The 22,252-nt window shown below is 62.4% G+C and carries 20 protein-coding genes; 11 read left to right on the forward strand and 9 right to left on the reverse strand.

The window, feature by feature from the left end; all coding sequences use genetic code 11:
- Positions 1–261: 261 nt before the first annotated feature.
- Entirely contained in the window at positions 262–2,025 is a 1,764-nt protein-coding gene (locus ACE3TQ_RS17040; protein ID WP_374583481.1) for a DUF885 domain-containing protein, read from the forward strand.
- Here the strand turns inward: ACE3TQ_RS17040 and ACE3TQ_RS17045 are convergent.
- The 3 genes from ACE3TQ_RS17045 to ACE3TQ_RS17055 form a co-directional block, all read right to left on the reverse strand.
- Entirely contained in the window at positions 2,022–2,372 is a 351-nt protein-coding gene (locus ACE3TQ_RS17045; RefSeq protein WP_374583482.1) for a DUF1840 domain-containing protein, read from the reverse strand. The two genes, ACE3TQ_RS17040 and ACE3TQ_RS17045, sit on opposite strands and share 4 nt — an antisense overlap.
- 69 nt (positions 2,373–2,441) lie before the next feature.
- Entirely contained in the window at positions 2,442–2,963 is a 522-nt protein-coding gene (locus ACE3TQ_RS17050) for a hypothetical protein (RefSeq protein WP_374583483.1), read from the reverse strand.
- Between the two features lie 20 nt (positions 2,964–2,983).
- Positions 2,984–5,287 (reverse strand): TonB-dependent receptor domain-containing protein, encoded by a 2,304-nt coding sequence (locus ACE3TQ_RS17055; RefSeq protein ID WP_374583484.1) that lies wholly within the window; start codon positions 5,285–5,287, stop codon positions 2,984–2,986.
- 111 nt (positions 5,288–5,398) lie between these two features.
- On the opposite strand from ACE3TQ_RS17055, the gene ACE3TQ_RS17060 reads away from it, so the two are divergent.
- Entirely contained in the window at positions 5,399–6,220 is an 822-nt protein-coding gene (locus ACE3TQ_RS17060) for a hypothetical protein (protein ID WP_374583485.1), read from the forward strand.
- Here ACE3TQ_RS17060 and ACE3TQ_RS17065 read toward each other — a convergent pair.
- Positions 6,217–7,737, reverse strand: coding sequence for a YifB family Mg chelatase-like AAA ATPase (locus ACE3TQ_RS17065; protein ID WP_374583486.1), 1,521 nt, complete (start codon positions 7,735–7,737; stop codon positions 6,217–6,219). The two genes, ACE3TQ_RS17060 and ACE3TQ_RS17065, sit on opposite strands and share 4 nt — an antisense overlap.
- A 192-nt stretch (positions 7,738–7,929) precedes the next feature.
- On the opposite strand from ACE3TQ_RS17065, the gene ACE3TQ_RS17070 reads away from it, so the two are divergent.
- Complete coding sequence (locus ACE3TQ_RS17070) at positions 7,930–9,147, forward strand: hypothetical protein (protein WP_374583487.1); 1,218 nt, start codon at positions 7,930–7,932, stop codon at positions 9,145–9,147.
- Between the two features lies 1 nt (position 9,148).
- On the opposite strand, the gene ACE3TQ_RS17075 is transcribed toward ACE3TQ_RS17070, so the two are convergent.
- From ACE3TQ_RS17075 to ACE3TQ_RS17095, 5 genes are all read right to left on the reverse strand, one after another.
- The gene (locus ACE3TQ_RS17075) at positions 9,149–10,702 is read right to left on the reverse strand and encodes an MBL fold metallo-hydrolase (RefSeq protein ID WP_374583488.1); all 1,554 of its coding nucleotides are present in this window, start codon (positions 10,700–10,702) and stop codon (positions 9,149–9,151) included.
- Positions 10,703–10,711: 9 nt separating this feature from the next.
- Positions 10,712–12,661, reverse strand: a complete 1,950-nt coding sequence (locus ACE3TQ_RS17080; RefSeq protein ID WP_374583489.1) for a hypothetical protein — start codon at positions 12,659–12,661, stop codon at positions 10,712–10,714.
- A gap of 8 nt (positions 12,662–12,669) precedes the next feature.
- A complete protein-coding gene (locus tag ACE3TQ_RS17085; protein WP_374583490.1) occupies positions 12,670–13,071 on the reverse strand; it encodes a hypothetical protein in 402 nt (133 codons plus the stop codon).
- 21 nt (positions 13,072–13,092) lie between these two features.
- A complete protein-coding gene (locus ACE3TQ_RS17090; RefSeq protein ID WP_374583491.1) occupies positions 13,093–13,680 on the reverse strand; it encodes a patatin-like phospholipase family protein in 588 nt (195 codons plus the stop codon).
- A 109-nt stretch (positions 13,681–13,789) separates the two neighbouring features.
- On the reverse strand, positions 13,790–14,032 hold the full coding sequence (locus ACE3TQ_RS17095; protein ID WP_055928647.1) for an accessory factor UbiK family protein: 243 nt from the start codon (positions 14,030–14,032) through the stop codon (positions 13,790–13,792).
- Between the two features lie 205 nt (positions 14,033–14,237).
- Between ACE3TQ_RS17095 and ACE3TQ_RS17100 the strand changes: the two genes are divergently transcribed.
- The 8 genes from ACE3TQ_RS17100 (at position 14,238) to ptsP (ending at position 22,243) form a co-directional block, all read left to right on the forward strand.
- Positions 14,238–14,996, forward strand: coding sequence for a TorF family putative porin (locus ACE3TQ_RS17100; protein WP_374583492.1), 759 nt, complete (start codon positions 14,238–14,240; stop codon positions 14,994–14,996).
- 12 nt (positions 14,997–15,008) lie between these two features.
- A complete protein-coding gene (locus ACE3TQ_RS17105) occupies positions 15,009–15,347 on the forward strand; it encodes a P-II family nitrogen regulator (RefSeq protein WP_374583493.1) in 339 nt (112 codons plus the stop codon).
- Positions 15,348–15,367: 20 nt separating this feature from the next.
- Positions 15,368–16,921: an ammonium transporter gene (locus ACE3TQ_RS17110; RefSeq protein WP_374583494.1), complete on the forward strand. Its 1,554-nt coding sequence runs from the start codon at positions 15,368–15,370 to the stop codon at positions 16,919–16,921.
- A gap of 517 nt (positions 16,922–17,438) precedes the next feature.
- Positions 17,439–18,737 (forward strand): glutamate--cysteine ligase, encoded by a 1,299-nt coding sequence (gene gshA, locus ACE3TQ_RS17115; protein WP_374583495.1) that lies wholly within the window; start codon positions 17,439–17,441, stop codon positions 18,735–18,737.
- A 101-nt stretch (positions 18,738–18,838) separates the two neighbouring features.
- Complete coding sequence (gshB, locus tag ACE3TQ_RS17120; protein ID WP_374583496.1) at positions 18,839–19,789, forward strand: glutathione synthase; 951 nt, start codon at positions 18,839–18,841, stop codon at positions 19,787–19,789.
- 2 nt (positions 19,790–19,791) lie between these two features.
- Positions 19,792–20,193, forward strand: coding sequence for a PTS sugar transporter subunit IIA (locus ACE3TQ_RS17125; RefSeq protein ID WP_374583497.1), 402 nt, complete (start codon positions 19,792–19,794; stop codon positions 20,191–20,193).
- 13 nt (positions 20,194–20,206) lie between these two features.
- The gene (locus ACE3TQ_RS17130; protein WP_028102381.1) at positions 20,207–20,476 is read left to right on the forward strand and encodes an HPr family phosphocarrier protein; all 270 of its coding nucleotides are present in this window, start codon (positions 20,207–20,209) and stop codon (positions 20,474–20,476) included.
- A gap of 18 nt (positions 20,477–20,494) precedes the next feature.
- Complete coding sequence (ptsP, locus tag ACE3TQ_RS17135; protein ID WP_374583530.1) at positions 20,495–22,243, forward strand: phosphoenolpyruvate--protein phosphotransferase; 1,749 nt, start codon at positions 20,495–20,497, stop codon at positions 22,241–22,243.
- The last annotated feature ends 9 nt before the right edge of the window (positions 22,244–22,252 follow it).

Genomic DNA, 22,252 nt, shown 5'->3' on the forward strand with positions numbered 1-22,252 from the left:
AAGCCCGCTAACGTGTGTTAGCGGGCTTTTTGCTTTTTAAACCCGGAAAACCGGGGTCTGACCCAAGGGTCAGACCCCGTCTGCGCCACGGGCGCTGGTGTTGGTTGTGCGCTGTTGATCTTCGCCGAACGTCAAAGGCCTCAAACCCAACCCCCTTCGTTTGAATAGACAGGGTCTGACCCTTGGGTCAGACCATGGTTTCCCGGTTTCGGATTATGATACGGCTCGCAGTTTCTTTTAATTAAACACAAAAGGAATACGATGCCATACAAAAAACTCCTGGCTGGCGCAATCACCCTGGCGCTGGTTTCCTTCCAGGCCTCTGCCGCGACCGAACCGGCGTGGGTCACCAAAAGCAATGAGAACGCTAAACTGCTGCTGAAAGTGCAGGCCAAGTATGGTCCTGAAAACGCCAGCAGCCTGGGCGTGGACGGCTACGACGAACAGATCACCGACATGTCGCGTGACCAGTTCGACGCGATCAACAAAGACACGCGTGCGGTAATCGCCGAGCTGCGTAAACGCCTGAAGGCCGAGACCGACCCCAAGGTAAAACAAGATCTTGAGATCCTGATCAACACCGCCGAGGACCAGCTGCGCTCTGCCGCAGTCAATCGCAAGCATCTGCTGCCGTTCATGGACGTAACCCAGCTGATGTTTGGCGTAATGCGCCTGACCCTGGACCCGCGCATCCCGAAAGAACGCCAGAAAACCCTGCTGGTGCGCCTGGAAAAGTATGCCGGCATCACCAAGGGCTACCGTCCAATCACCGAACTGGCCTACGAACGCTACGTGGAACGCCAGAAGGCCGACAAGAACCTGATCGGCCCTTACAAGGGTGAAGTGGAGCAGGCGCTGAATTCGGCGCCGGCCATGATCAAGGGCATGAAGGACCTGCTCAGCAAGAGTGAGCTGAAGGGTTGGGAGCCCGCATATGCGGCGATCGAGAAGCAACTGACCGCATATAACGAGAAGGTCAAGAACGAGATCCTGCCGAAAGCGCGCACTGACCATCGCCTGCCGGCCGAAGTCTACGCCGACAACCTGCGCCAGTACGGCGTGGATATCGCGCCGAAAGAGCTGATTGCCAAGGCGTTGACCTCATTTGCCGAAATCCGCAACCAGATGACGATCACGGCCAGCCTGATTGCCAAGGAGCGCAACCTGCCGAATGCGGACTATCGCGCCGTAATGAAGGAGCTGAAGAAGCAGCAGATCCCGGTCGACCAGGTCATGCCGCTGTACGGTGAACGCCTGCAGCAGATCGAGGCCGCGGTGCGCCAGCAAGGCATCGTCACGCTACCCGACCGTAAGGCAGTAATCCGCCTGGCGACCGAGGCGGAGAATGCCCAGCAGCCGGCACCGCACATGAGCCCACCACGCCTGATCGGCAACACCGGCGAGTACGGCGAGTTCGTGCTGACCACCGGCATGCCGCCTGACGCCAGCGGCAAAAAGCTGGTGTTTGACGATTTCACGCACCAGGCGGGCAGCTGGACCCTGACGGCGCACGAAGCCCGTCCCGGCCACGAGCTGCAGTTTGCCAAGATGATCGAAATGGGCGTCTCCACCGCGCGCGGCGTCTTCGCCTTCAACAGCGTGAATGTGGAAGGCTGGGCCCTGTATGCGGAAGCGGAAATGCAGCCTTATGAGCCGCTCGACGGCCAGCTGTTCGCGCTGCAGGCACGCATGCAGCGCGCGGCCCGCGCCTTCCTCGACCCGATGGTGAACCTGGGCGAAATCACTCCGGAAGGCGTGAAATCGTTCCTGATGGACGAAGTGGGCCTGTCGGAAGGCATGGCGACGCAGGAGATGCAGCGCTACACCTTCCGCGCACCGGGCCAGGCGACCTCATACTTCTACGGCTACCAGCGCCTGATGGAAACGCGCCAGGCAGCGGAAGTCGCGCTGCGCCAGAAGTTCAACCGCAAAGCCTTTAACGACTTTGTCCTGGCGCAGGGCATGCTGCCGCCCGCGCTGCTGCGCAAGGCGGTAATGGAAGAGTTCGTACCAAGCCAGCGTTAAACGCCCCACACTATGTCGTGTCCGCCCGTCTGGGCGGCACGCAACATCTCCAGCAGGGGGAAGGCTCGCTGGGCGAAGCCGACCTTCTGCGTCTCGGCGAAGTCTGCTTCGCCATCGTCATCCGGCAAGGCGTGGTGGGGCGTGTGGGCTGCATGCTGGGAATCGACTTCCGGATGCAGTTTGCTAAGCGCAACTTCTTTTTCAAGCAGTTGCAGGGCCTGGGAAGCTTCCGCTGCCGTGATAACGCCCCGCGTGGGACTTTTCTTCAGCAGGTCCATGATGCGTTCGACGTGCTCGTGAGCCATCATGACTTCCGGCGACGATATGGATTTAAATTTGATCAACATGGCGCGCTTCCCATAGTTTGTTGATGTGTTCTTACGATAGCACGACTGCGGCTGCGCGCATCGTGCTACTTAATACAATTTAAACGAACTCAAGAATGTATCAACCGTATCCGCATCAAAATGTTTCTGGTTCCCCAGCATGACGACCTGATACACGCGCTTATCCTTCGCCAGGAAGCGGCCATGCATCGCCAGCGGCGCGCCATTGGCGGCCGTGCCGCGCGCTTCCACCTCAAAGGCGCCGTTCTTTGTCGTCTCTTTGGTGATGGTGCCGTTGATGTTGCGCACCATGGCCAGGCGCATGGCCTGCACCGCCAGCGCCGCCTTGGCCGCATCAGGTAACTCAGCAGTACCAACCGCGAACATGGTGCCTTCCACCTCTGCGGCGGACATCGTCATCTTCACTTCCTGGCCGTCGAGGTTGACGGCGCGGGTATGGGTAGCGGCTTTGCCCGGCAGCATGATGGAATAGGGCGCATCGGTGCTGCGGAAATCGCGCCAGTCGAATTTGGGGCTGCAGGCAGCCAGCGCAAGCGCCGTGGCAAGCACGGCGCAGGTCTTATGCAGGGTATGTTTGGTCATACCCTGCATGGTAGCACTTCGGCCCTGGCTTAATCGCCGCCGGGACCCATGCCCGGGCCCATGCCGCCGGGTGGCGGACCCATGCCTGGGCCGCGCATGCCGGGACCACGCATGCCATCCGGACCGCCTTCGCGCGGCGCGCCAGAGGTGCCGCCAAAGCGGTAGGACAAGCCGACGTAGATGATGCGGCCATCGAACTGGCGCTCAGTACGCTCGCGCAGGGCGTAGGTGTCCGTGATGTTGGTCATCTTGTTGCTGTTGAAGACGTCGGTCGCGTTCACCATGAAGGCCAGCTGCGGCGTCAGCGCGTGGCGCCAGGTCAGGTTCAGCGTGGTGTTCGGCTCGCGGTAACCCTGGCCGGTCAGCATTTTTCCTTGCGCCTGGATTGCGGCTTGCAGCATGTCTTTGCTGGTGGCCTGCCAGTTCAGGCGGAAACGGCCGCTGAGCGAGGATGCATTGCGCTTGGTCTGCTCGCCATTCATCTCGAGCACGGTCTGTTCGCTGCGCGCCAGGTTGCCGCTCAGGTTCATCGTCAGCGATGGCAGCACCTTGCCGCTCAGCGTGAACTCAACACCGCCGGAGCGCGTGCTGCCTGCGTTCTCGCGCGTGGTCAGCAACACCGTGTCGCTGATGAAGTACTTGCGCTCGAGGATGGAGTCGGTCTCGTCGCGCAGGTAGCCGCGCAGGTTGGTCTCCAGGCCGAACAGGCGGGTTTCGTAGCCCAACTCCAGCGAGTCGGTCTTGGCCGGCTTCAGCTTGGGGTTGCCGGAGGAGACGTTGAACTCATCGCGGTACACCACGAACGGGTTCAGGTCCTGTGCATTAGGGCGGCGCAGGCGGTGCGCATAGGCGAAGCGCATCTGCGCGTTCTCGCCCATTTTGTAGGTGGCGAAGAAGCTCGGGATCAGGTTGGTGTAGCTGTTGCCCGCGCTGACCTGGCTGGTGAGCTGGTCGATATCCATCTCGGTGTGCTCGGCACGCAGGCCGGCCTGCAAGCCCCACTCCTCGTTCAGGCGCATCTGGTAAGAGCCGTAGGCCGCGTAAATGGTTTCCTTCATGTCGAAGGCATTGCTGCGCAGGGCATTGGGCGAACCGGCTTGCGTGATCGGATCGATGTTGATGTACTCGACGTCCGAATCGTTGCGGTTCTGGACGATCTTGTAGCCGAATTTGGTAATGCCGCCGAACAGTGGCGCCTCGTAGTCGCCGGTGAAGTCGATGATGTCGTTCTTGCTGCGGCTCTTCTGCGCGCTGTCCATCACGCCGCCGCTGGGCGGACGCACGATGTAGTTGTTGCGGTAGGCGCTGTCGGCGTCGTTGCTGGAGGACGAAACGCGCAAATCCATCTTGAAGGTTTCGCCCGGGGCGTCGCCCTTGTGGTCCCAGCGCGCACCCCACGAAAGGTTTTTGCTCTCGCCCTCGCGCACGGTGCTGCGCTGGTAGTTGTCGGTCACGGTGCCGCTGGCATCGGTCGACAGGTAGTCGTCGCTGGAGCGCGCGTCGTTGCTGCGCTGCGAGTAATTGAGCTGCGCGCCCAAAGTGTCGTTGGCGCCCAGGTTGTAGGTGACGCCGCCATTCAGGCCGACGTTGTCGTTCAATCCGCTCGACTGCGATTTCTGGAGGGCGTGCGACAGCGCGCCGGTGCGCGGGTCGATGCGGTCACGCACCGAATCGCCACTGGAATTGCGGCCATCATGGCGCACGTTGATGCCGCCCTGGAAGCCCCACAAGCCTTCGTTGTAGGTACCGTTCAGCGCACTGTTGTAGCGCCCTGCGGTGCCGTAGTTGGCGTTGGCCACGCCGAAGCCGCCCGGCTTGCGCGAGCGACGCATCACCAGGTTGATGATCGGACCGCCGCCGCCTTCGTTGCCGAACTGCGCACCGGGGTTGTTGATCACTTCCACCGATTCCAGGTCTTCCGCAGGAATCGACTGCAGCGCCGGCCCGCGGTTTTCGCCCTGCAGCATGGCGGACGGCTTGCCGTCCACATAGACCTGCACATTGCTGCTGCCGCGCAGGGTCAGCGAGCCATCCGGGTCGACGTTGACGGAAGGGACGTTGTTCAGTGCATCGGCCGCCGAGCCGTTGCTGGCGGAGGCATCGGTCTTCACGTCATAGACCTGGCGGTCGATACGGTTGGTTGGGCGTTCGGCGGCGACCGTCACGCTTGGGACGGTGGCTGGTTCTTCCTTCTTTACCGTTGCTGGCTTGGCGTCTGCCTTGGCTGGCTGGGTGGGCTGGGCGGATTGGACCTGGGCGGCTGCGCTGCCGCAGCACAGGAGGAACAAGAGCGGGCCGGCGCTATAGCGCGAATAACGGTATAAAGTTGTCATGATGGCCGCCATTCTAGCTAAAGTGGCGGCGCAGAAGTCATTGATTTACTTGAAATTACATTTGAAACTATACGCATGGATCGGTGGATTGGTCGGGGCAGGAGATATCCAATGGAGTTATCAATTGAAGCGCAAATGAAAAGCCTTAATGGCGGAATTCCTATGTGGATTCAGCGGTTGGCGGACATTCTTGCTGAACATGGGGTGGAACAAACCCTCAAAGGGGCAATTGCAGACGCCGAGCAATCTCCAGATAAGCTCAGGAAAACCCATTTGCACTTCTTAATCAGGGGTATCAAGAGCATTAACCGCAGTGAACTTGTGGCTGCGGTTGAACCGCTAAAGGAATACCCGCATCGACTTCGGGCGTTAGGAGCGCAGTGGGGCCAACAGTTCGACACGCTCAAACGGACTAAGGCAGAGTGGGACATCGCGGCAGCACATGCAAGGACGGAGGTGTCAGCTTGGCAGCAGTGGGCCTCTGCCGCAGAAGCAACCGCACGTAAGGAAGCTTTTCCTTGGGCAGGGGCGGAGTGGTCGATAGATTTCCAAGTCCAATTGGAGTTTAGTGGGGCAACGTCAGCGTTGAGCTCGCATGAAAGCTTGGCGGGAAATATAGACTTCTTTAATGAAAAAATTGCGTCAATACGAGCGGTGATTGAGCGTTCCTACGTGAATGGAAGCTTCGATGAGGCACTAAGTCCCGTAGCTTTGGATGAGGCAGTTTGCGCCTTACTGGACAAGCAGGAGGAAGTTGGAAAGTGCCAAGAGCTGCTGGATATGACCAACGTCGAGTGGGATAAGTGCAGTCATTCGTACTCGACGCTTCGTAGCTCGGTGGTCCACCTGCTGCAGGAAATGCCCGAGAGTGCACGTGTGGCACTCTTTTGGCTCTGCCGTCCCGGCCTGAAGTATCAGTCCATGCAAGCCTAAAGCTCGCGTAAGGCCCGCCGCAGCTGGATAGCCTGCGACACATGGCGCGCGCCAACCTGCTTCATGCCTTCCAGGTCGGCCACGGTGCGTGCCACGCGCAGCACGCGGTGGTAGGAGCGGGCGGACCAGAGCATTTTGCGCATGGCGGCGCGCAGCACTTCCTGGCCGGCGGCATCGGGGCGGCAGTAGCGGTCAATTTCACGTGGAGTGAGCAGCTGGTTGGCTTTGCCCTGGCGTTCGACCTGGCGCTGGAAGGCGGCGGCGACGCGCTCGGCGATAGCGCTGGACAGTTCGCCGCTGGCGTCGGCTTGCAGCACGTCTGGAGGCACGGGGCCGACTTCGATGTGCATGTCGATGCGGTCCAGCAGCGGCCCGGAGACGCGGCCTTGGTAGCGCAAGATCTGGTCGGGCGTGCATTGGCAGCGGCCGGACGGGTGGCCGAGGTAGCCGCAAGGGCAGGGGTTCATTGCTGCGATCAGCTGGAAGTTGGCGGGAAAGTCGGCGTGGCGGGTGGCGCGCGCGATGGTAACGCGGCCAGATTCGAGCGGTTCGCGCAGCACTTCCAGTACGCGCCGGTCGAACTCGGGCAGCTCATCCAGGAAGAGGACGCCGCAATGCGCAAGCGAGATTTCGCCCGGGCGCGGCACGCTGCCGCCGCCGACCAGCGCGGCGCCGGAGGAGGTGTGGTGCGGCGCGCGGAAGGGGCGGACCTTCCAGCCTTCGATGGAGAAGCCGCTGATCAGGGATTGCACTGCTGCCGCTTCGAGCGCTTCGTCGTCGGTCATGAGTGGCAGCAGGCCCGCGAAGCGCGTGGCGAGCATGGTTTTGCCCGCGCCGGGAGGCCCAACCAGCAGGACTGAATGTCGACCGGCAGCGGCCACTTCCATCGCGCGCTTGGCGTGCTGCTGGCCTTTGACGTCGGCGAAATCAGGGATGGAGGGCGGCAGCGGCAAGGGTTTGGCGCGATGGCGTGCGAGGGCATAGCTGCCGTCGCTATTGGGTGCGAAATGGGCGCACACCTGCAGCAGCGTGGTGGCGGGGTAGATGGCGGCATCGGAGACCAGCGAGGCTTCGTCGGCATTGGCCATGGGCAGCACGAAGCCGCGCGCGTGGCCGCCGGCGGAGCGCTGCATGGCGTAAGTCATGGCCAAGGCACCGCGTATCGGGCGCAGCTCCCCCGTCAGCGACAGTTCGCCGGCAAATTCGTAGCGCTCCAGTCCTTCGTGGGGGATCTGGCCGGAGGCGGCCAGGATGCCGATCGCAATCGGCAGGTCGAAGCGGCCCGATTCTTTTGGAAGGTCGGCCGGGGCCAGGTTGACGGTGATGCGGCGGGCCGGCAGCTCGAAGCCGGCATTGGTGATAGCGGCGCGCACGCGGTCGCGCGCTTCCTTCACTTCCGTATCGGCCAGGCCGACCATGGCAAAGGCGGGCAGGCCGTTGGCCAGGTGGACTTCAACGCTGACTTCCGGCGCTTGCATGCCGGCCAGGGCGCGGCTTTTGATGACGGCGATGTCCATGATGGCCTCCAGGGTGTCCTGCCATCGTAGAACCCCGTCGGCGGAAGGCTTTGCGCTAAATCAGTTCTTGACATTGTTGCAATATTGCAACATCATTCGATTGGGTGATGCGCGGCACCGGCCCGCAAACATAAGATCAGCCCGACCGCGTATTGCATCTCAAAAAATCACAAACCACTCCTGGGGAAATAAATGAAAAAGCGACAACTGCTGGCCGCTGCGCTGGCGTGTGCCTGGCTGGCACCGGCCTATGCACAACTCAATTGCAACAAATCCTTTGGCTTCCGCGCCGACGTCGGTACCACCGTTGGTCAAACGCTGTGCAGTTCCACTGTCACGACCTTTATCGATGCAGCCAAGAACCTGAACCTGAGCAACCCGGGTTATACCAACAACTCGGCCGCGACGGTGGCGGGCCGCATCAGTGACGTTTCCGTCATCCTGCGCTACGACGCCAACTCGTCGGCGCTGCACTACAACTTCCCTGAACTGGGCATGACCGGCAACTTCAACGGCGGTACACGCGACCTGTCGGAAGAGCAGTTCGTCGAATACCTGAAGAAGACCGACATCATCGGCCGCATCATGAATTACCAGGCCAAGCATTCGCCAACCAGCGCACTGACTGGCCAGGGCGGCGCTTTCCTGAACATGGCCGGCACCGACTTTGGACAAGCCTTTGACACGGCGAGCCAGATTGCCGCACCGGGCGGTGCGGACAGCACGGGCAACAATAACCTGATCGGCGTTGGCCTGAGCTACGGTTCCTACAACATCAACGGCAGCGGCGACCGGGTCAAGTCGACCAACCTGCCGCTGTCGTACACCATCCGCAACGACAAGGACTCGCGCCAGCAGCTGGTGTTCAGCGTGCCGCTGTCGATGACCAAGATTGGCGACGCCGATGTGTACCAGGCGGGCCTGGGCCTGACCTACCGCCAGCCGATCACTTCGCGCTGGACCCTGTCGCCGGGCGTGCGCTTTACCGCCGTGGGTTCGGTGGACCGCGCCACGGTGTCGACCGTCATGTCGGCGAATGTGATGAGCACCTACCTGATCCCGGCTGGCGCTTATACGGTTGCGATCGGTAATATGGTTGGCCTTTACCGTACCGGCAAGATCTCGTCGGGCGACTACTCCTTCGACCCGGATATCAGCGCGACCTTGCTGCGCAACGGCGTCATGCTGTCCATGCCGACCGGTGCCACCATGGCTACCGAGGTGTCGCTGATCGATACGCGCTACGCTGGCGGCGACAAGCCGTATGTGCGCGACACGCAGGAAGTGGGCATCACCGTCGGCACCAACCGCAATGCGGCCAACGCGCGCAGCTTCCTGCGCGCTGGCGTGAGCTACGTGCACAGCAAGGACTCCAAGGGCTTCACCGTCAACCTTGGCTACTGGTTCTGAGCTAGCGCAAGCTGAATTCAAACCATAGTTCCTGTTCCTCGACGCTCGCTTTGAAGTGCTTGCGGGCGCCGGGGGATAGTTCGGACAGGCTCGCGTCGCCGGGCCGGTCCTCGTCTGCTACCAGCAGGCGGCCATAAGTCTTTTCCTTCAGGCGCTTCACCAGCGGGTTGAAGGGCATGCCCATCCAGCGGTTCTTCACCGCCTGCGCTTTCGAGACGGGGATGAAGGCGACCAGGTTTTCGCTGGTCATCTGCTCCAGCCCTTTGTCGCGCAGGGTGGCGTTGTGGCTGCCGTGGTGGCCTACCTTGTAGAACACCGTGCGCGCCAGCAGCTCGGGGCCGGTGACGACGCCCGATCCTACCTTCCAGCGCAAGTCCTGCCACGACAGCCAGTTGCCTACCTGGGCGTCGGCGGGGAACAGCAGTACTTCGCCGCTGTCGATGAACTCGAAGGCCAGCACCAGGCAGGTGTTGTTGGTGTGGCTGTCCAGGTTCAATGCCAGGGTTTCGGCGGCCTGGGTCCAGTCTTCCTCGATCTGGCGCCATCCTTGGCCCTGCGTGTGCCACACGTTGGCGAACATGTCGGCCAGCGCGGCCGAGCAGCGCTGGCCGGAATCCATTTCACGCCGCAGGCTGGGGTCGAAGGGGCAATCATCGTAGCTGTCGCCATCCGGCGCGCCGTCGGGACCCAGGCGCAGGAAGGCTGCGTCCAGGTTGCTGGCGAGCTGCAGTTCGGATGCCAGCTCGTAGGCTTCGCGTCCCTTCTTCGTTGGCGCGCTGCGTTTGATCATGCCTTCATCCGGCGGCGGGCCGAGGACGTAGACGCGCACGTTGGGTGCGCCGTCCAGCGTGCGCGGTGTTTGGCGCGGCGAGAGGTAGCGCGTTTTCACGTCCTGTTTGCCTTGCAGGTATTCGAACGCGTCGCGTGTTTTGCCGATGCGCGTGCCGGCAGGTTCTCCGGGTTTCAGGCCGAAGAAGCCCAGCATGCGTCCCAGCTCGGCGCCGCGTTGCCTCATGCCGGGGGAGGGGGAGTCGCTGAAGGCGGCGACGGCGGTGGCCAGTGCGTTCAGTTTTGCGGCGCGTTCGGCGCGCAGGCGCTGGCCCAGTTCATTGCGCGGGTCTTCGGTCCAGCCGTACCAGACTTCGCCGATTTCCATGCTGTCGAATACGTCGCGTGCCTGTGAAGGGTGGAAGCCGGAGACGTGGTCCCAGTGCTCGTGCGTCATTACCACCACGTCGAGGCGTCCGTGGCAGGCGTCCTTGATGTCGTTGGCGACGGCCTGCATGGTTTCCTTCGGCTGTTCGGCGACTGTGATCAGGCCGCAGTCGATCAGCACATTAAAGGTGTCGCCGCCGTCCGGCTTGGCAAAGCGCAGCAGGATGCAGTCGCCCAGGCCGTGGCGGTATAGTCGGATGCGGACGCGCGCTTCGGCTTCGGCCTGTTTGCGGGAGCGGGTCTCCGTGGCGGCCCGGCCTTTGGGGGCGGGCTGGCGCGTGGGCGTGCGCGGCGGCGCCTTGGCGCGCAAAGCTGGGGGCTGGACGTTGGGCGAGATCATGGCGGTGCCTTAATCGTTGGAGTGGAGCATGCAGAACGGCTCGGGGTTGCCGTCGCCGGACTTGAAGTAGGTTGAGCGCAGGGCCACGCCGGTGTCATAGCGCATGCTGCGGTGCCTGCGCACGGCGGCCAGGCGCTTGTCGTCCAGCAGCGGGCGCTTGATGGCGTAGCGCAGGGTCGGAATCACGCCGCCGTCGTCCTGTGTGTCGCCTTCCAGGTCGAACACCAGGGTGCAGCCGCCGGGGAAGTCGAAGCTGCCCATGGCTTCGTTCTGTTCATCCACCAGCACCTTGCGGCGGCGCTGGGTGATGGAGATGATCAATTGCTTGAGGATGTCGCCGTCGGGCATGACGCGCAGGGTCGGCTGCACCGAGTGCACTTCGAAGCTGGGCAGGCCGTCCTGGCCGTAGTGCAGGCCGGGCACCTTGCCGTTGCGTTTTAGCTCCAGCCCGGTCACCCGCATGAATTCTTCACAGCGGGCGCCGTCGCCGGAGCGCATCATCTCTTCCACGTTGTCGTGGGCGCGGATGCGGGCGCGTTTCAGCGTGTCGAAGACCTTGCTGCGTTTGCGCTGGTAGAGGGACTCCTGCACCAGGCCGCTCAGTTCGCGCGCGAGGGAGGTGAGCACGCTGGTGGGGTCCGGGCTGCCGTCCGCCAGTTCGATGCGCGCATAGGGCCAGCGCAGCTGTTCTTCCGACAGCGTTTTCAGGCCGTCCGGCAGGATGCCCCAGCGGCGGAACGATTCGATCAGCGCCACCCGGTAGCCGTGGCGGTCGTTGGGCACCATGTCGTAGTCGGCGGTGACCAGGGCGCGCAGGTAGTCGCCGAAGGTGATGTCGAAGGGCGGGCAGTAGTCGAGCGCGCGGATCGCCATGTGCAGGAAGGTCTGCGCGGTCTTGGTGGCGACGGCGGCCAGTTCGTCCACCAGCACCGGGTGCAGTGCGCCGTCGGGCAGCTTGCCGGTGCCGGAGCTGGCCAGGCAGACGATGCCGGCACTGCGCAGCTTGTACATTTCGAGGAAGGCGGAGAACATGGCGGCCACCAGGATCGAGCCGCGTTCGTGCGGCTCCAGCGCCTGCGCCAGGCGCGCGGGGTCGGGCTGTACCGGCTGCCAGGCGCCTTTGTCGTCCACGTCGCCGATGGCGCTGCGCAGGGCGCCGTAGCGGCCGGTGGCGACGCCGAATTCGTGCGCCAGTTCGCTCAGCAGCGATTGCGTCTCCAGGTTGCCGCGCGTGCGCGAGACCTGGTGCTTCAGCACTTCGGGGAAGGTGAAGTGCTGGAACAGCGCCACCAGGTCGGAGAACGCTTCGTGGAAGGCCAGCGTATCCGGGTGGTTGTCGTCGATGTAGCGCCGGTGCATGCCGTCCAGCAGGGCGTGCGTGGTCTCGTGCGTGATGATGTCTTGCGACAGGCAGGAGAACACCATGCCGTTCGGGCCCTGGAAGTAGCCGAACAGCAGGGCTTTTTTCTGCGGGCTGTAATAGGCGTTGGCGGCGCGCAGGGCATGCGGGTAGATGCGCAGGGTCTGCACGAACTCTTCGCGCTTGCCGGCGTCTTCGCGCGAGGACCATTGCACCTGGCGCCCCAGCGCGCGCTCGAAGTTGCAGATGGTGTTCATGGCCACGGCGTACACCATCTGCTGGTGGAATTGCGGGTTGCCTTCGGAGGGCGGGTGGCCGTCCTGCGCCAGCAGGTGGGCGCCGTTCAGGTCCACCGGCTCGTACCAGCAATCGCTGGCGGGGTCGTAGTCCAGCACCTCCACGTACTCGCCGCGCGGGCCGGGCTGCAGGTCGCTCTCCCAGGGGATGTTGAAGATGCGGTGGTTGATCGATGCGGTATCGAGCTTGAGCGACAGGCTGGGGTCGAATGCATAGCCGCGCAGGCGGCGGAAGGGCGGGCGCTTGGCGCCCTGTTCGATGGCCTGCTTGCTGTAGTCCTGGCTGCTGGTGGAGGAGTACATGGGGGCTCCTATTGCGCCAGCTCAGGCGCCCAGCGCTGGATGCGCGCGGCTACCAGGGCGCCGCCATGGCGCGCCAGCACGGCGCGTTCGGCATCTTTCAGCGCTTTCAGGTTGGTGGCGATGCTGGAAGCGAAGAAGGAATCGCCAGGCGCCGCCTCGCCCTCCTGGCTGTCGATGGAGAACCATAGCGGGCGCGGGCCGGCGCCGGCTTTGTGGCGGTGCTCCATGCGGTCGAACTGCAGGCCGCGTATCTGTTCCATCATGATGTCCAGCCCTTCCTTCAGCACCAGCGCGCCCGATTCAGTCGGTTCGCTCTTGATGGCATAGGGCTTGCCGCCGTCGCTCACCAGCAGGTAATCGAGCTTGTTCAATGCCGCCAGGCCGGGATTGATGCCGAGGTTGTCGTACATGCCGCCGTCGCTGAGCGTGACCTAGTCGCATTGGGCGGCGTGCTTGTAGACCTTTTCATCCAGCCGCAGCGGCGGGAAGACCGGCGGGAAGGCGGAGGAGGCGGCCACCGCGCGCGCAATGGGGAAGTTGGGGGCTTCGACGAAGCCCAGCTCATAGTCGCCCATCTCGCTCTTGCCGCGCGCGCCGGCGATGAAGGAGAACATATTGCCGGTGGCGAGGTTGGTGCTGTTCAGGTAGATGCGCGGCCCTTCCGCCAGGTCGCCCAGCTTTTTGCCGTGGAACAGGTCGCGCTCGTAGGTGTCGGCCAGCTTGTCCAGGCGCGTATGGAAGGGATCGAGCGTGCCGCCGATGACCGAGCCGACGGCGATGGAACGCGTGGCCAGGTAGCGCTCCAGTTTGTCCAGCGCGAGCGGGTCGTGCCAGTTCAGGGCGACGAAGGCGCCGGCGATGCTGCCGCCGCTGACGCAGGAGATCAGGTCGATCTTGTCGAGCAGCTTGCGCTTGCGCAGTTCGCGCAGCACGCCCAAGTGAAAAGCGGCAGCCCGAAAGCCGCCGCCCGACAGGGTTAGCCCAATGCGCTTGCTGGCGCCATTGATCATGATCGTCATGGGACACCTCCGTAGGAAAGCGCGTGCCCATGGCTTCAGGAATCAACCCGTTACGATAGGGCGATTCCTATAGAGTAGGCAATAATATTGCCTGAAAACTCACCAATTATCACTTGTCGGCCAGCTTGGCTTCCAGCTCGGCCAGGCGCGATTCCAGCAGTTCCAGCTTGGCGCGGGCCTTGGCCAGCATCTGTGCCTGGATGTCGAATTCTTCGCGGGTCACCAGGTCCAGCTTGGCGAAGCCCTGGGTCATCATGGCCTTGACGTTCTTCTCGATGTCCTTGGCAGGCGAGTTTTCAATGACCTGGTTCACTTTTTGTTGCAGGTCGTTAAAGAAGGCATTCATGTCCATTGGCGTAATTCCTGATGTGTGAGGTTCTTGCACCACTACGGTGCGGTTTTGGCTTCAATTGGTGCGAGATGTGGGCAGAACATCAATTGACGCACGTTCCCGGTGGTTATTGGGCTGGCACGCAACCTGCTAATAAGCAGGAAAGCTTGTCGATTTAAGCCTGAATTTTAAACCGCAATAAAAGTTCACTCAAAAGGAAATCGCCATGAATCACAAGAGCAAGAAGCTGGCCCTCACCGCTGCAGTCGCTTTGGCAATGGTATCGATGGGGACTGGCATGGCCCAAGCGGCAGACGCCGCGCCGGAGGCGAAGCCTGACAATGAGATTAGCTTTAATGCTGCCATCACCAGCGATTACCGCTACCGCGCTATTTCGCAAACCCGCCTGAAACCAGCGCTGCAAGGCGGCGCCGACTGGGTCAACAATCCGACCGGTTTCTATGCGGGTGTTTGGGGCTCCACCATCAAGTGGATCAAGGATGGCGGCGGCGATGCCTCCGTTGAAGTCGACGTGTATGGCGGCAAGCGCGGCGAGATCGCGCCGGGCGTGAGTTATGACGTGGGCTTCCTGGCCTACATCTATCCGTCCAACGATCTCAACCCGAGCGCCAATACGCGTGAAGTGTATGGCCAGGTCGGCTATGGCCCGGCGACCCTGAAGTACTCGCACTCGCTGAGCAACCTGTTCGGCTTTGCCGACAGCAAGCACAGTACCTATATCGATGCCTCGGTCAACCAGGACCTGGGCGATGGCTATGTGCTGAACCTGCACGTGGGCCGCCAGAAGGTGAAGAACTCCAGCTTCTACAGCTATACCGACTGGAAGGTCGGCGTAACCAAGGACCTGGGCTTTGCTGCGCTGTCGCTGGCTTATATCGATACCAATACCGAGAACTATCTCGCACCAAATGGCAAGAAACTGGGTAAGGCTGGCGCTGTGCTGACCTTGTCCAAAACCTTCTGAAGAGGCACCCGTATGAAAATGATTACCGCCATTATCAAGCCGTTCAAGCTGGACGAGGTGCGCGAAGCACTGTCCGCGATCAACGTGCAAGGCATTACCGTGACCGAGGTGAAAGGCTTCGGTCGCCAGAAAGGCCATACCGAGCTGTATCGCGGCGCGGAGTATGTGGTCGATTTCCTGCCGAAGACCAAAATCGAGGCGGCGGTGGATGACGCTATCGTGGAACAGGCGATCGAGGCGATCGAGAGCGCCGCGCGCACCGGCAAGATCGGCGACGGCAAGATCTTCGTCTCGTCGCTGGAACAAGTGATCCGTATTCGTACCGGCGAGACCGGCAACGACGCACTGTAAGGGGAACTGTGATGCAATTCATGAAGAAGTTGCTGGCTGCGGGCACCGTCCTGATGGCCTTTAGCGCAGCCCTGCCTGCACTGGCGCAAGACGCCAAACCGGCGGAGGCGCCTGCCGCCACCGCGACCGCCGCTGCGCCGGCTGCTGCTCCAGCCGCCGCTCCTGCGGCTGATGCCGGGGCCGCCGCCGCGCCTGCTGGCGCTGCCACCGCGCCGGCTGCCGAAGCGGCTCCTGCCGCCGCGCCTGCGCCGGTAGCGCAGAAGGGCGATACCGCCTGGATGTTCGTGGCTACCCTGCTGGTCATCATGATGACCATTCCTGGCCTGGCCCTGTTCTACGGCGGCCTGGTGCGCTCCAAGAACATGCTGTCCGTGCTGCTGCAGGTGTTCTTCGTCTTCGCGCTGATCATTGTGCTGTGGTGCCTGTACGGCTACTCGCTGGCCTTCACCGAAGGCAACGCCTACTACGGCGGCTTTGGCCGCGCGCTGCTGGCCGGCATCTACGACCCAGCCAAGGGCTTCGCCATGGCGGCCACCTTCAGCAAGGGCGTGGTGATTCCGGAGTTCATCTTCGTTGCGTTCCAGGGCACCTTCGCCGCCATTACCTGCGGCCTGATCGTGGGCGCTTTCGCCGAGCGCGTGAAGTTCTCCGCCGTGCTGGCCTTCATGGTGCTGTGGTTCACCTTCTGCTACCTGCCGGTAGCGCACATGGTCTGGTTCTGGACCGGCCCTGATGTGATCACTGACGCGGCGAGCGCCGCCACTGAAGCCGCAAAAGGTGGTTTTATCTGGCAAAAGACTGCGCTTGATTTTGCGGGCGGCACCGTGGTGCACATCAACGCCGCCGTGGCGGGCCTGGTGGGGGCGATCCTGATCGGCAAACGCGTTGGCTACGGCCGCGACTCCATGGCGCCGCACTCGCTGACCATGACCATGATCGGCGCATCGCTACTGTGGGTGGGCTGGTTCGGCTTCAACGCAGGCTCCGCGCTGGAAGCTGGCGACATTGCAGCGCTCGCTTTCATCAACACCCTGCTGGCTACGGCTTGCGCCACCGTTTCGTGGGTATTCGGTGAATGGGTCACCAAGGGCAAACCATCCATGCTGGGCGGCGCTTCCGGCGCGGTGGCCGGCCTGGTGGCGATCACCCCGGCAGCCGGCTTCGTCGGCCCGATGGGCGCACTGGCGATCGGCCTGCTGGCCGGTATCGTCTGCCTGTGGGGCGTGAATGGCCTGAAGCGCCTGATCGGCGCCGACGACTCGCTGGACGTGTTCGGCGTGCACGGCGTGGGCGGCATCCTGGGGGCGGTGCTGACCGGGGTGTTCGCTGCGCCATCTTTAGGTGGCCAGGGAATCTGGGACTACGTTACCAATAAGGTAAGTCCAGATTATTCCATTGGCGGCCAAGTTCTCACCCAGTTGACTGCGGTTGGCATTACCATTCTCTGGTCCGCAGTGGTGTCCTTTATTGCTTATAAGCTTGTGGATATTGTCATTGGTCTGCGAGTACCTGAAGAAGAAGAGCGCGAGGGCTTGGACATCACCAGCCATGGTGAGTCCGCGTATCACGCGTAATAAACTAAATAGTTAGATTGTCATCGTTACGCCAGTACATTACATCTGCTGTACTGGCGTAATTTGCTTTTCACATCGGTTTAGGTTTCGTGCGGCAAGCTGCAATGTAGCCGCCGACTGCGCCACCGAAGGCTCCGGCCGCGACCGATGCAAGGCCGCCAAACATTCCGCTTAGTGCCCCACCAATCATGCCTCCGACAACTGCATCGGAACATGGATCTGGTCGTGGGTTGGGAGTACCTCTTGAGCCCATGCCTCCAGATACCTGATTTGCTTCTTCAATAGTTAAGTTCCTCATTGCAACCTCCATAGATGAATTGCTAAGAAACGTCTTGCCCCGGAGGGCAACTTAATCCTGCTACCACGTCCACCTAGCCATCTTGCGATTGAGCAAAGATTGTGGCGAGACGTCGCTTTTGCGGCTCAATTCGCCCTTTTTGTTTAAAAGCATCTTTTATTTGCGCGTTTTGCCCCAAAATGGAGGGTCTGCGAATACCAACATAAGCAAGGAAGCAACATGGTGCCCCACCTCGTCACGGCCCTGACCGGGCCGTTACTGGATCTTGAAGAAAAGATCATTGCCGCGACCCCAGCCATTGAACGGTGGTTCCGCCTGGAGTGGCAGGAACATACGCCGCCGTTCTATGCCTCGGTCGACCTGCGCAATGCCGGCTATAAGCTGGCGCCGGTGGATACCAACCTGTTCCCGGGCGGCTTCCATTTCCTGGCGAACGAAATGGCGCCGCTGTCGGTGCAGGCGGCCATGGCGGCCATCGACAAGTATTGCCCCGATGCGCGCAACCTGCTGCTGATCCCGGAGGTCAAGCCGCGCCATCCGACCTATTTCCAGAACGTGTCCAAGCTGATGCAGATCTTCCGCCAGACCGGGCTGCATGTGCGCCTGGGCTCGCTGGACCCGGAAGTGACCCAGCCCACGCCGCTGGCGCTGCCCGACGGCAACATGCTGGTGGTGGAGCCGCTGGTGCGCTCGCCGAATGGCCGCCGCCTGGGGCTGAAGGATTTCGATCCCTGCACCATCCTGCTGAATAACGATTTGTCGGCCGGTATCCCGGATGTGTTGACCAATCTTCACGAGCAGAGCCTGCTGCCGCCGCTGCATGCCGGTTGGGCCATGCGCCGCAAGTCGAACCATTTCAATGCCTACGACGAGGTGGCGAAGAAGTTCGGCAAGCTGATCGGGGTCGATCCCTGGATGGTCAATCCTTTCCACGCCAAGTGCGGCGGGGTCGACCTGGCCACCGGGGAGGGGCAGGAGTGCCTGGCGTCGTCCGTGGATGCGGTGCTGGCCAAGATCCGCAAGAAGTACAAGGAATATGGGATCAAGGAAAAGCCGTTCGTCATCATCAAGCCGGATGCCGGCACCTATGGCAAGGGCATCATCACCATCCGCGACGCGGCGCAGCTGAAGGAGCTGTCGGACGAGCAGCGGGCGCGCATGACCGTCATCAAGGATGGCAAGGCGGTGACGGACCTGAATATCCAGGAGGGTGTGCCGACCTTTGAAAGCATCAAGGAGGCGTTTGCGGAGCCGGTGGTGTATATGATCGACCGCTACGTTGTCGGGGGCTTCTACCGGGTGCATGGCGAGAAGGGGCCGGACCAGAACCTGAACGCGCCAGGCTCGCAGTTTGTGCCGCTGGCGTTCGCGCAGCAGCATGCGGTGCCGGATGTGAAGGCGAAGCCTGGGACTGCGGCGCCGAACCGGTTCTACGTCTATGGCGTGGTGGCGCGGCTGGCTCTTCTGGCGGCTTCGCTGGAGATGGAGCGCACCGACCCGGATCCGGAGGTCTATTAAACCCGGTAAACCTGGGTCAGACCCAAGGGTCAGACCCTTGGGTCTGACCCAGACTTTCCGGGTTTAGGCTAGAATCAGTTGTTACATTTTTGGACTAATCCATGAAAATCGCCTTCCTCGCCGACCCTTTGTCCAGTTTCAAGATCTACAAGGACTCCACTTTCGCCATGATGGCGGAGGCGGCGCGGCGGGGGCATGAGGTGTATGCCTTCCAGCAGCGCCACATGGCGCTGAAAGACGGCAAAGTCACCGCCCATGTGGCGCGCATCGAACTGACCGGCGATGCGCACGACTGGTACAAGGCCGCGCCGTCGGAAGACACCAGCCTGGCCGCCTTCGACGCTGTGATCCAGCGCAAGGACCCGCCGTTCGACATGGAATACGTCTACGGCACCTACCTGCTGCAGCTGGCGGAACAACAGGGCGCGAAGGTTTTCAACAAGCCCTCCGCCATCCGCGACCACAATGAAAAGCTGTCGATCGCCCAGTTCTCGCAGTTCACCGCGCCGACCCTGGTCACCAGCGACGAAACCCGCCTGCGCGACTTCCAGGCTGAACACGGCGACGTGATCCTGAAGCCGCTGGACGGCATGGGCGGCGCCGGCATCTTCCGCATCAAGGCCGATGGCCTGAACCTGGGCTCCGTGATCGAGACCCTGACCCAGCTCGGCGCCCGCACCATCATGGCGCAGCGCTATATCCCGGACATCGTCAAGGGCGACAAGCGCATCCTGCTGATCGACGGCAAACCGGTGCCCTACGCCCTGGCGCGCATCCCGCAGGCCGGCGAAGTGCGCGGCAACCTGGCGGCCGGCGGCACCGGCGTGGCGCAGCCGCTGTCGCAGCGCGACCGCGAAATCGCCGAGGCGCTGGGGCCGGAATTGGCTGCGCGCGGCCTGTTGCTGGTAGGATTAGATGTGATCGGCGATTACCTGACCGAGGTAAACGTCACCAGCCCGACCTGCTTCCAGGAGATCACACAGCAGACAGGCTTCCAGGTTGCGTCCATGTTCATCGACGCGCTGGAAGCGCGGGCCGGCAAGCAAGGATAAACATGGTAGGGATTTTATTGATGACACATGCGCCGCTGGGCCAGGCTTTCCTGGCTGCCGCAGCGCACGTGTTCCGGGCCCCGGTCGAGAAGCTGGAGGCGATCGACGTGGTGGCGGACCAGGACCTGAACGAGGTGCAGCAGCTGGCGCGGGAAGCGATCAAGCGCCTGGACAGCGGCGACGGCGTGCTGGTGATGACCGACATCAAAGGCGGCACGCCCGCCAATTGCTGTAACAAGCTGGCCGATGCGGGCCAGGTCGAGGTGGTTGCGGGCATCAGCCTGCCGATGCTGCTGCGCGCCATCACCTATCGTACCGATACGCTGGATGTAGTAGTGGAAATGGCCCTGGCCGGCGCGCAGAACGGCGCGGTCAAGGTCGACAATCGTATCCGAGTCAACTAAACAAAACTAAAACATGATTCAGCAAGAACTTGAAATTATCAACAAGCTCGGATTGCATGCACGTGCTTCTGCAAAATTCACCCAGCTGGCAGCCAAGTACCAGAGCGATGTCTGGCTGTCGCGCAACGGCCGCCGTATCAACGCCAAATCGATCATGGGCGTGATGATGCTGGCGGCGGGCAAGGGCGCCAAGGTCCTGCTGGAGGCGGACGGCGCCGATGAACAGGATTGCATCAACGCCCTGACCGCACTGGTCAACGACAAGTTCGGCGAAGGCGAGTAAATGCGGGACGGCAGCCCGATGGCATCGTTCTCCCTCCACGGCATTCCCGTTTCGCGCGGCATCGCAATCGGCCGCGCGCATATCCTCGCGCCGGCGGCGCTCGACGTCAAACATTACCTGATCGCCGAGGAGCACGTGGAGGCGGAGGTGCGCCGCCTGCAGGATGCGCTGGCCGCCGTGCACCGCGAACTGCAGACGCTGTGGAACGAGCTGCCGAAGGATGCGCCGACCGAGCTGGGCGCCTTCATCGACGTGCATGCGCTGATCCTGTCGGACCCCATGATTTCCGAGGCGCCGCTGGACATCATCCGCAGCCGCCATTACAACGCCGAATGGGCGCTGCTGACCCAGATCGACGAGCTGTCGGCCCAGTTCGACGAGATCGAAGACCCTTACCTGCGCGAGCGCAAGGCCGATATCCAGCAAGTCGCGGAGCGGGTGCTGAAGGTCCTGATGGGCACCGAGCCGCTGCTGCCGAAGCAGGGCGAGCTGGAGGGCGATGAATTCCTGGCGCAGATGATCGTGGTGGCGCACGATATCTCGCCGGCCGACATGCTGAAGTTCCGCGACCGTTCCTTCATCGGCTTCGTGACCGATGTGGGCGGGCAGAATTCGCACACCGCCATCGTGGCGCGTTCGCTCGATATTCCGGCGGCGGTCGGCATGTCGCAGGCGTCCACCCTGATCCAGCAGGACGACTGGGTGATCATCGACGGCGATGCCGGCGTGGTGATCGTGACGCCGAGCGCGCAGGTGCTCGAACAGTACCGCGAGCGCCAGCTGGTGGCGATGCGCGCCCGCAAAAAGCTGGGCAAGCTGAAAAAGACGCCGGCCATCACCAAGGACGGCACGGCAATCGCGCTGATGGCCAATATCGAGCTGCCGGACGATTGCGAGCATGCGATGGAGTCGGGCGCCAACGGTGTCGGCCTGTTCCGTTCCGAGTTCCTGTTCATGGGGCGCGGCGCCAGCATGCCGACCGAGGATGAGCAGTACGAGCAGTACCGCCGCGCCGTGGTGGCGATGAAGGGCCGCCCGGTCACCATCCGTACCCTGGACATCGGCGCCGACAAGCCGCTGGACCAGATGGAGCATACGGCGCTCAACCCGGCGCTGGGCCTGCGCGCGATCCGCTATTGCCTGGCCGAGCCGCAGATCTTCCTGACCCAGCTGCGCGCCATCCTGCGCGCGTCGGTGCACGGCAAGGTGCGCATCCTGATCCCGATGATGGCGCACGCCTTCGAGATCGAGCAGTCGCTGGCCATGATCAAGCGCGCCAAGGCGCAGCTGGATGAGGCGGGCGAGAAGTACGATCCGGACGTGAAGGTCGGCGCCATGATCGAGATCCCGGCCGCCGCGCTGGCGCTGCCGATGTTCGTCAAGAAGATGGACTTCCTGTCCATCGGCACCAATGACCTGATCCAGTACACGCTGGCGATCGACCGCGTCGACTACGAAGTGGCGCACCTGTACAACCCGCTGCACCCGGCCATCCTGCAACTGATCTCGATGACCATCGCCGCCGGCCACAAAGCCGGCATCGAAGTCGCGGTGTGCGGCGAAATGGCGGGCGACACCAAGCTGACCCGCCTGCTGCTGGGCATGGGCCTGCGCGAGTTCTCGATGCACCCGTCGCAGCTGCTGGCGGTCAAGCAGGAAATCCTGAACAGCGACCTGGGCACGATCGCGCCGCAAATGCGCAAGATCATGCGGGCGATGGACCCGGATGCGATCGCCGACGCGGTCATGGCCCTGCAAGTCCTGTAACACCAACCT

The organism is Pseudoduganella sp., assembly GCF_041914865.1.
Taxonomy (GTDB): Bacteria; Pseudomonadota; Gammaproteobacteria; order Burkholderiales; family Burkholderiaceae_D; genus Rugamonas.

Excerpts from the sequence above, each read along its gene's own strand:
- ACE3TQ_RS17095 (WP_055928647.1), bottom strand. The coding sequence starts at position 14,032 with ATGGACATGAATGCCTTCTTTAACGACCTGCAACAAAAAGTGAACCAG.
- ACE3TQ_RS17045 (WP_374583482.1), bottom strand. The coding sequence starts at position 2,372 with ATGTTGATCAAATTTAAATCCATATCGTCGCCGGAAGTCATGATGGCT.
- ACE3TQ_RS17110 (WP_374583494.1), top strand. The coding sequence starts at position 15,368 with ATGAAGAAGTTGCTGGCTGCGGGCACCGTCCTGATGGCCTTTAGCGCA.
- ACE3TQ_RS17055 (WP_374583484.1), bottom strand. The coding sequence starts at position 5,287 with ATGACAACTTTATACCGTTATTCGCGCTATAGCGCCGGCCCGCTCTTG.
- ACE3TQ_RS17065 (WP_374583486.1), bottom strand. The coding sequence starts at position 7,737 with ATGGACATCGCCGTCATCAAAAGCCGCGCCCTGGCCGGCATGCAAGCG.
- ACE3TQ_RS17040 (WP_374583481.1), top strand. The coding sequence starts at position 262 with ATGCCATACAAAAAACTCCTGGCTGGCGCAATCACCCTGGCGCTGGTT.
- gshB (WP_374583496.1), top strand. The coding sequence starts at position 18,839 with ATGAAAATCGCCTTCCTCGCCGACCCTTTGTCCAGTTTCAAGATCTAC.
- ACE3TQ_RS17075 (WP_374583488.1), bottom strand. The coding sequence starts at position 10,702 with ATGATCTCGCCCAACGTCCAGCCCCCAGCTTTGCGCGCCAAGGCGCCG.
- ACE3TQ_RS17130 (WP_028102381.1), top strand. The coding sequence starts at position 20,207 with ATGATTCAGCAAGAACTTGAAATTATCAACAAGCTCGGATTGCATGCA.
- ACE3TQ_RS17060 (WP_374583485.1), top strand. The coding sequence starts at position 5,399 with ATGGAGTTATCAATTGAAGCGCAAATGAAAAGCCTTAATGGCGGAATT.
- ACE3TQ_RS17050 (WP_374583483.1), bottom strand. The coding sequence starts at position 2,963 with ATGCAGGGTATGACCAAACATACCCTGCATAAGACCTGCGCCGTGCTT.
- ACE3TQ_RS17080 (WP_374583489.1), bottom strand. The coding sequence starts at position 12,661 with ATGTACTCCTCCACCAGCAGCCAGGACTACAGCAAGCAGGCCATCGAA.
- ACE3TQ_RS17125 (WP_374583497.1), top strand. The coding sequence starts at position 19,792 with ATGGTAGGGATTTTATTGATGACACATGCGCCGCTGGGCCAGGCTTTC.
- ACE3TQ_RS17105 (WP_374583493.1), top strand. The coding sequence starts at position 15,009 with ATGAAAATGATTACCGCCATTATCAAGCCGTTCAAGCTGGACGAGGTG.
- ACE3TQ_RS17070 (WP_374583487.1), top strand. The coding sequence starts at position 7,930 with ATGAAAAAGCGACAACTGCTGGCCGCTGCGCTGGCGTGTGCCTGGCTG.
- ACE3TQ_RS17090 (WP_374583491.1), bottom strand. The coding sequence starts at position 13,680 with ATGACGATCATGATCAATGGCGCCAGCAAGCGCATTGGGCTAACCCTG.
- ACE3TQ_RS17100 (WP_374583492.1), top strand. The coding sequence starts at position 14,238 with ATGAATCACAAGAGCAAGAAGCTGGCCCTCACCGCTGCAGTCGCTTTG.
- ACE3TQ_RS17085 (WP_374583490.1), bottom strand. The coding sequence starts at position 13,071 with ATGTACGACAACCTCGGCATCAATCCCGGCCTGGCGGCATTGAACAAG.
- ptsP (WP_374583530.1), top strand. The coding sequence starts at position 20,495 with ATGGCATCGTTCTCCCTCCACGGCATTCCCGTTTCGCGCGGCATCGCA.
- gshA (WP_374583495.1), top strand. The coding sequence starts at position 17,439 with ATGGTGCCCCACCTCGTCACGGCCCTGACCGGGCCGTTACTGGATCTT.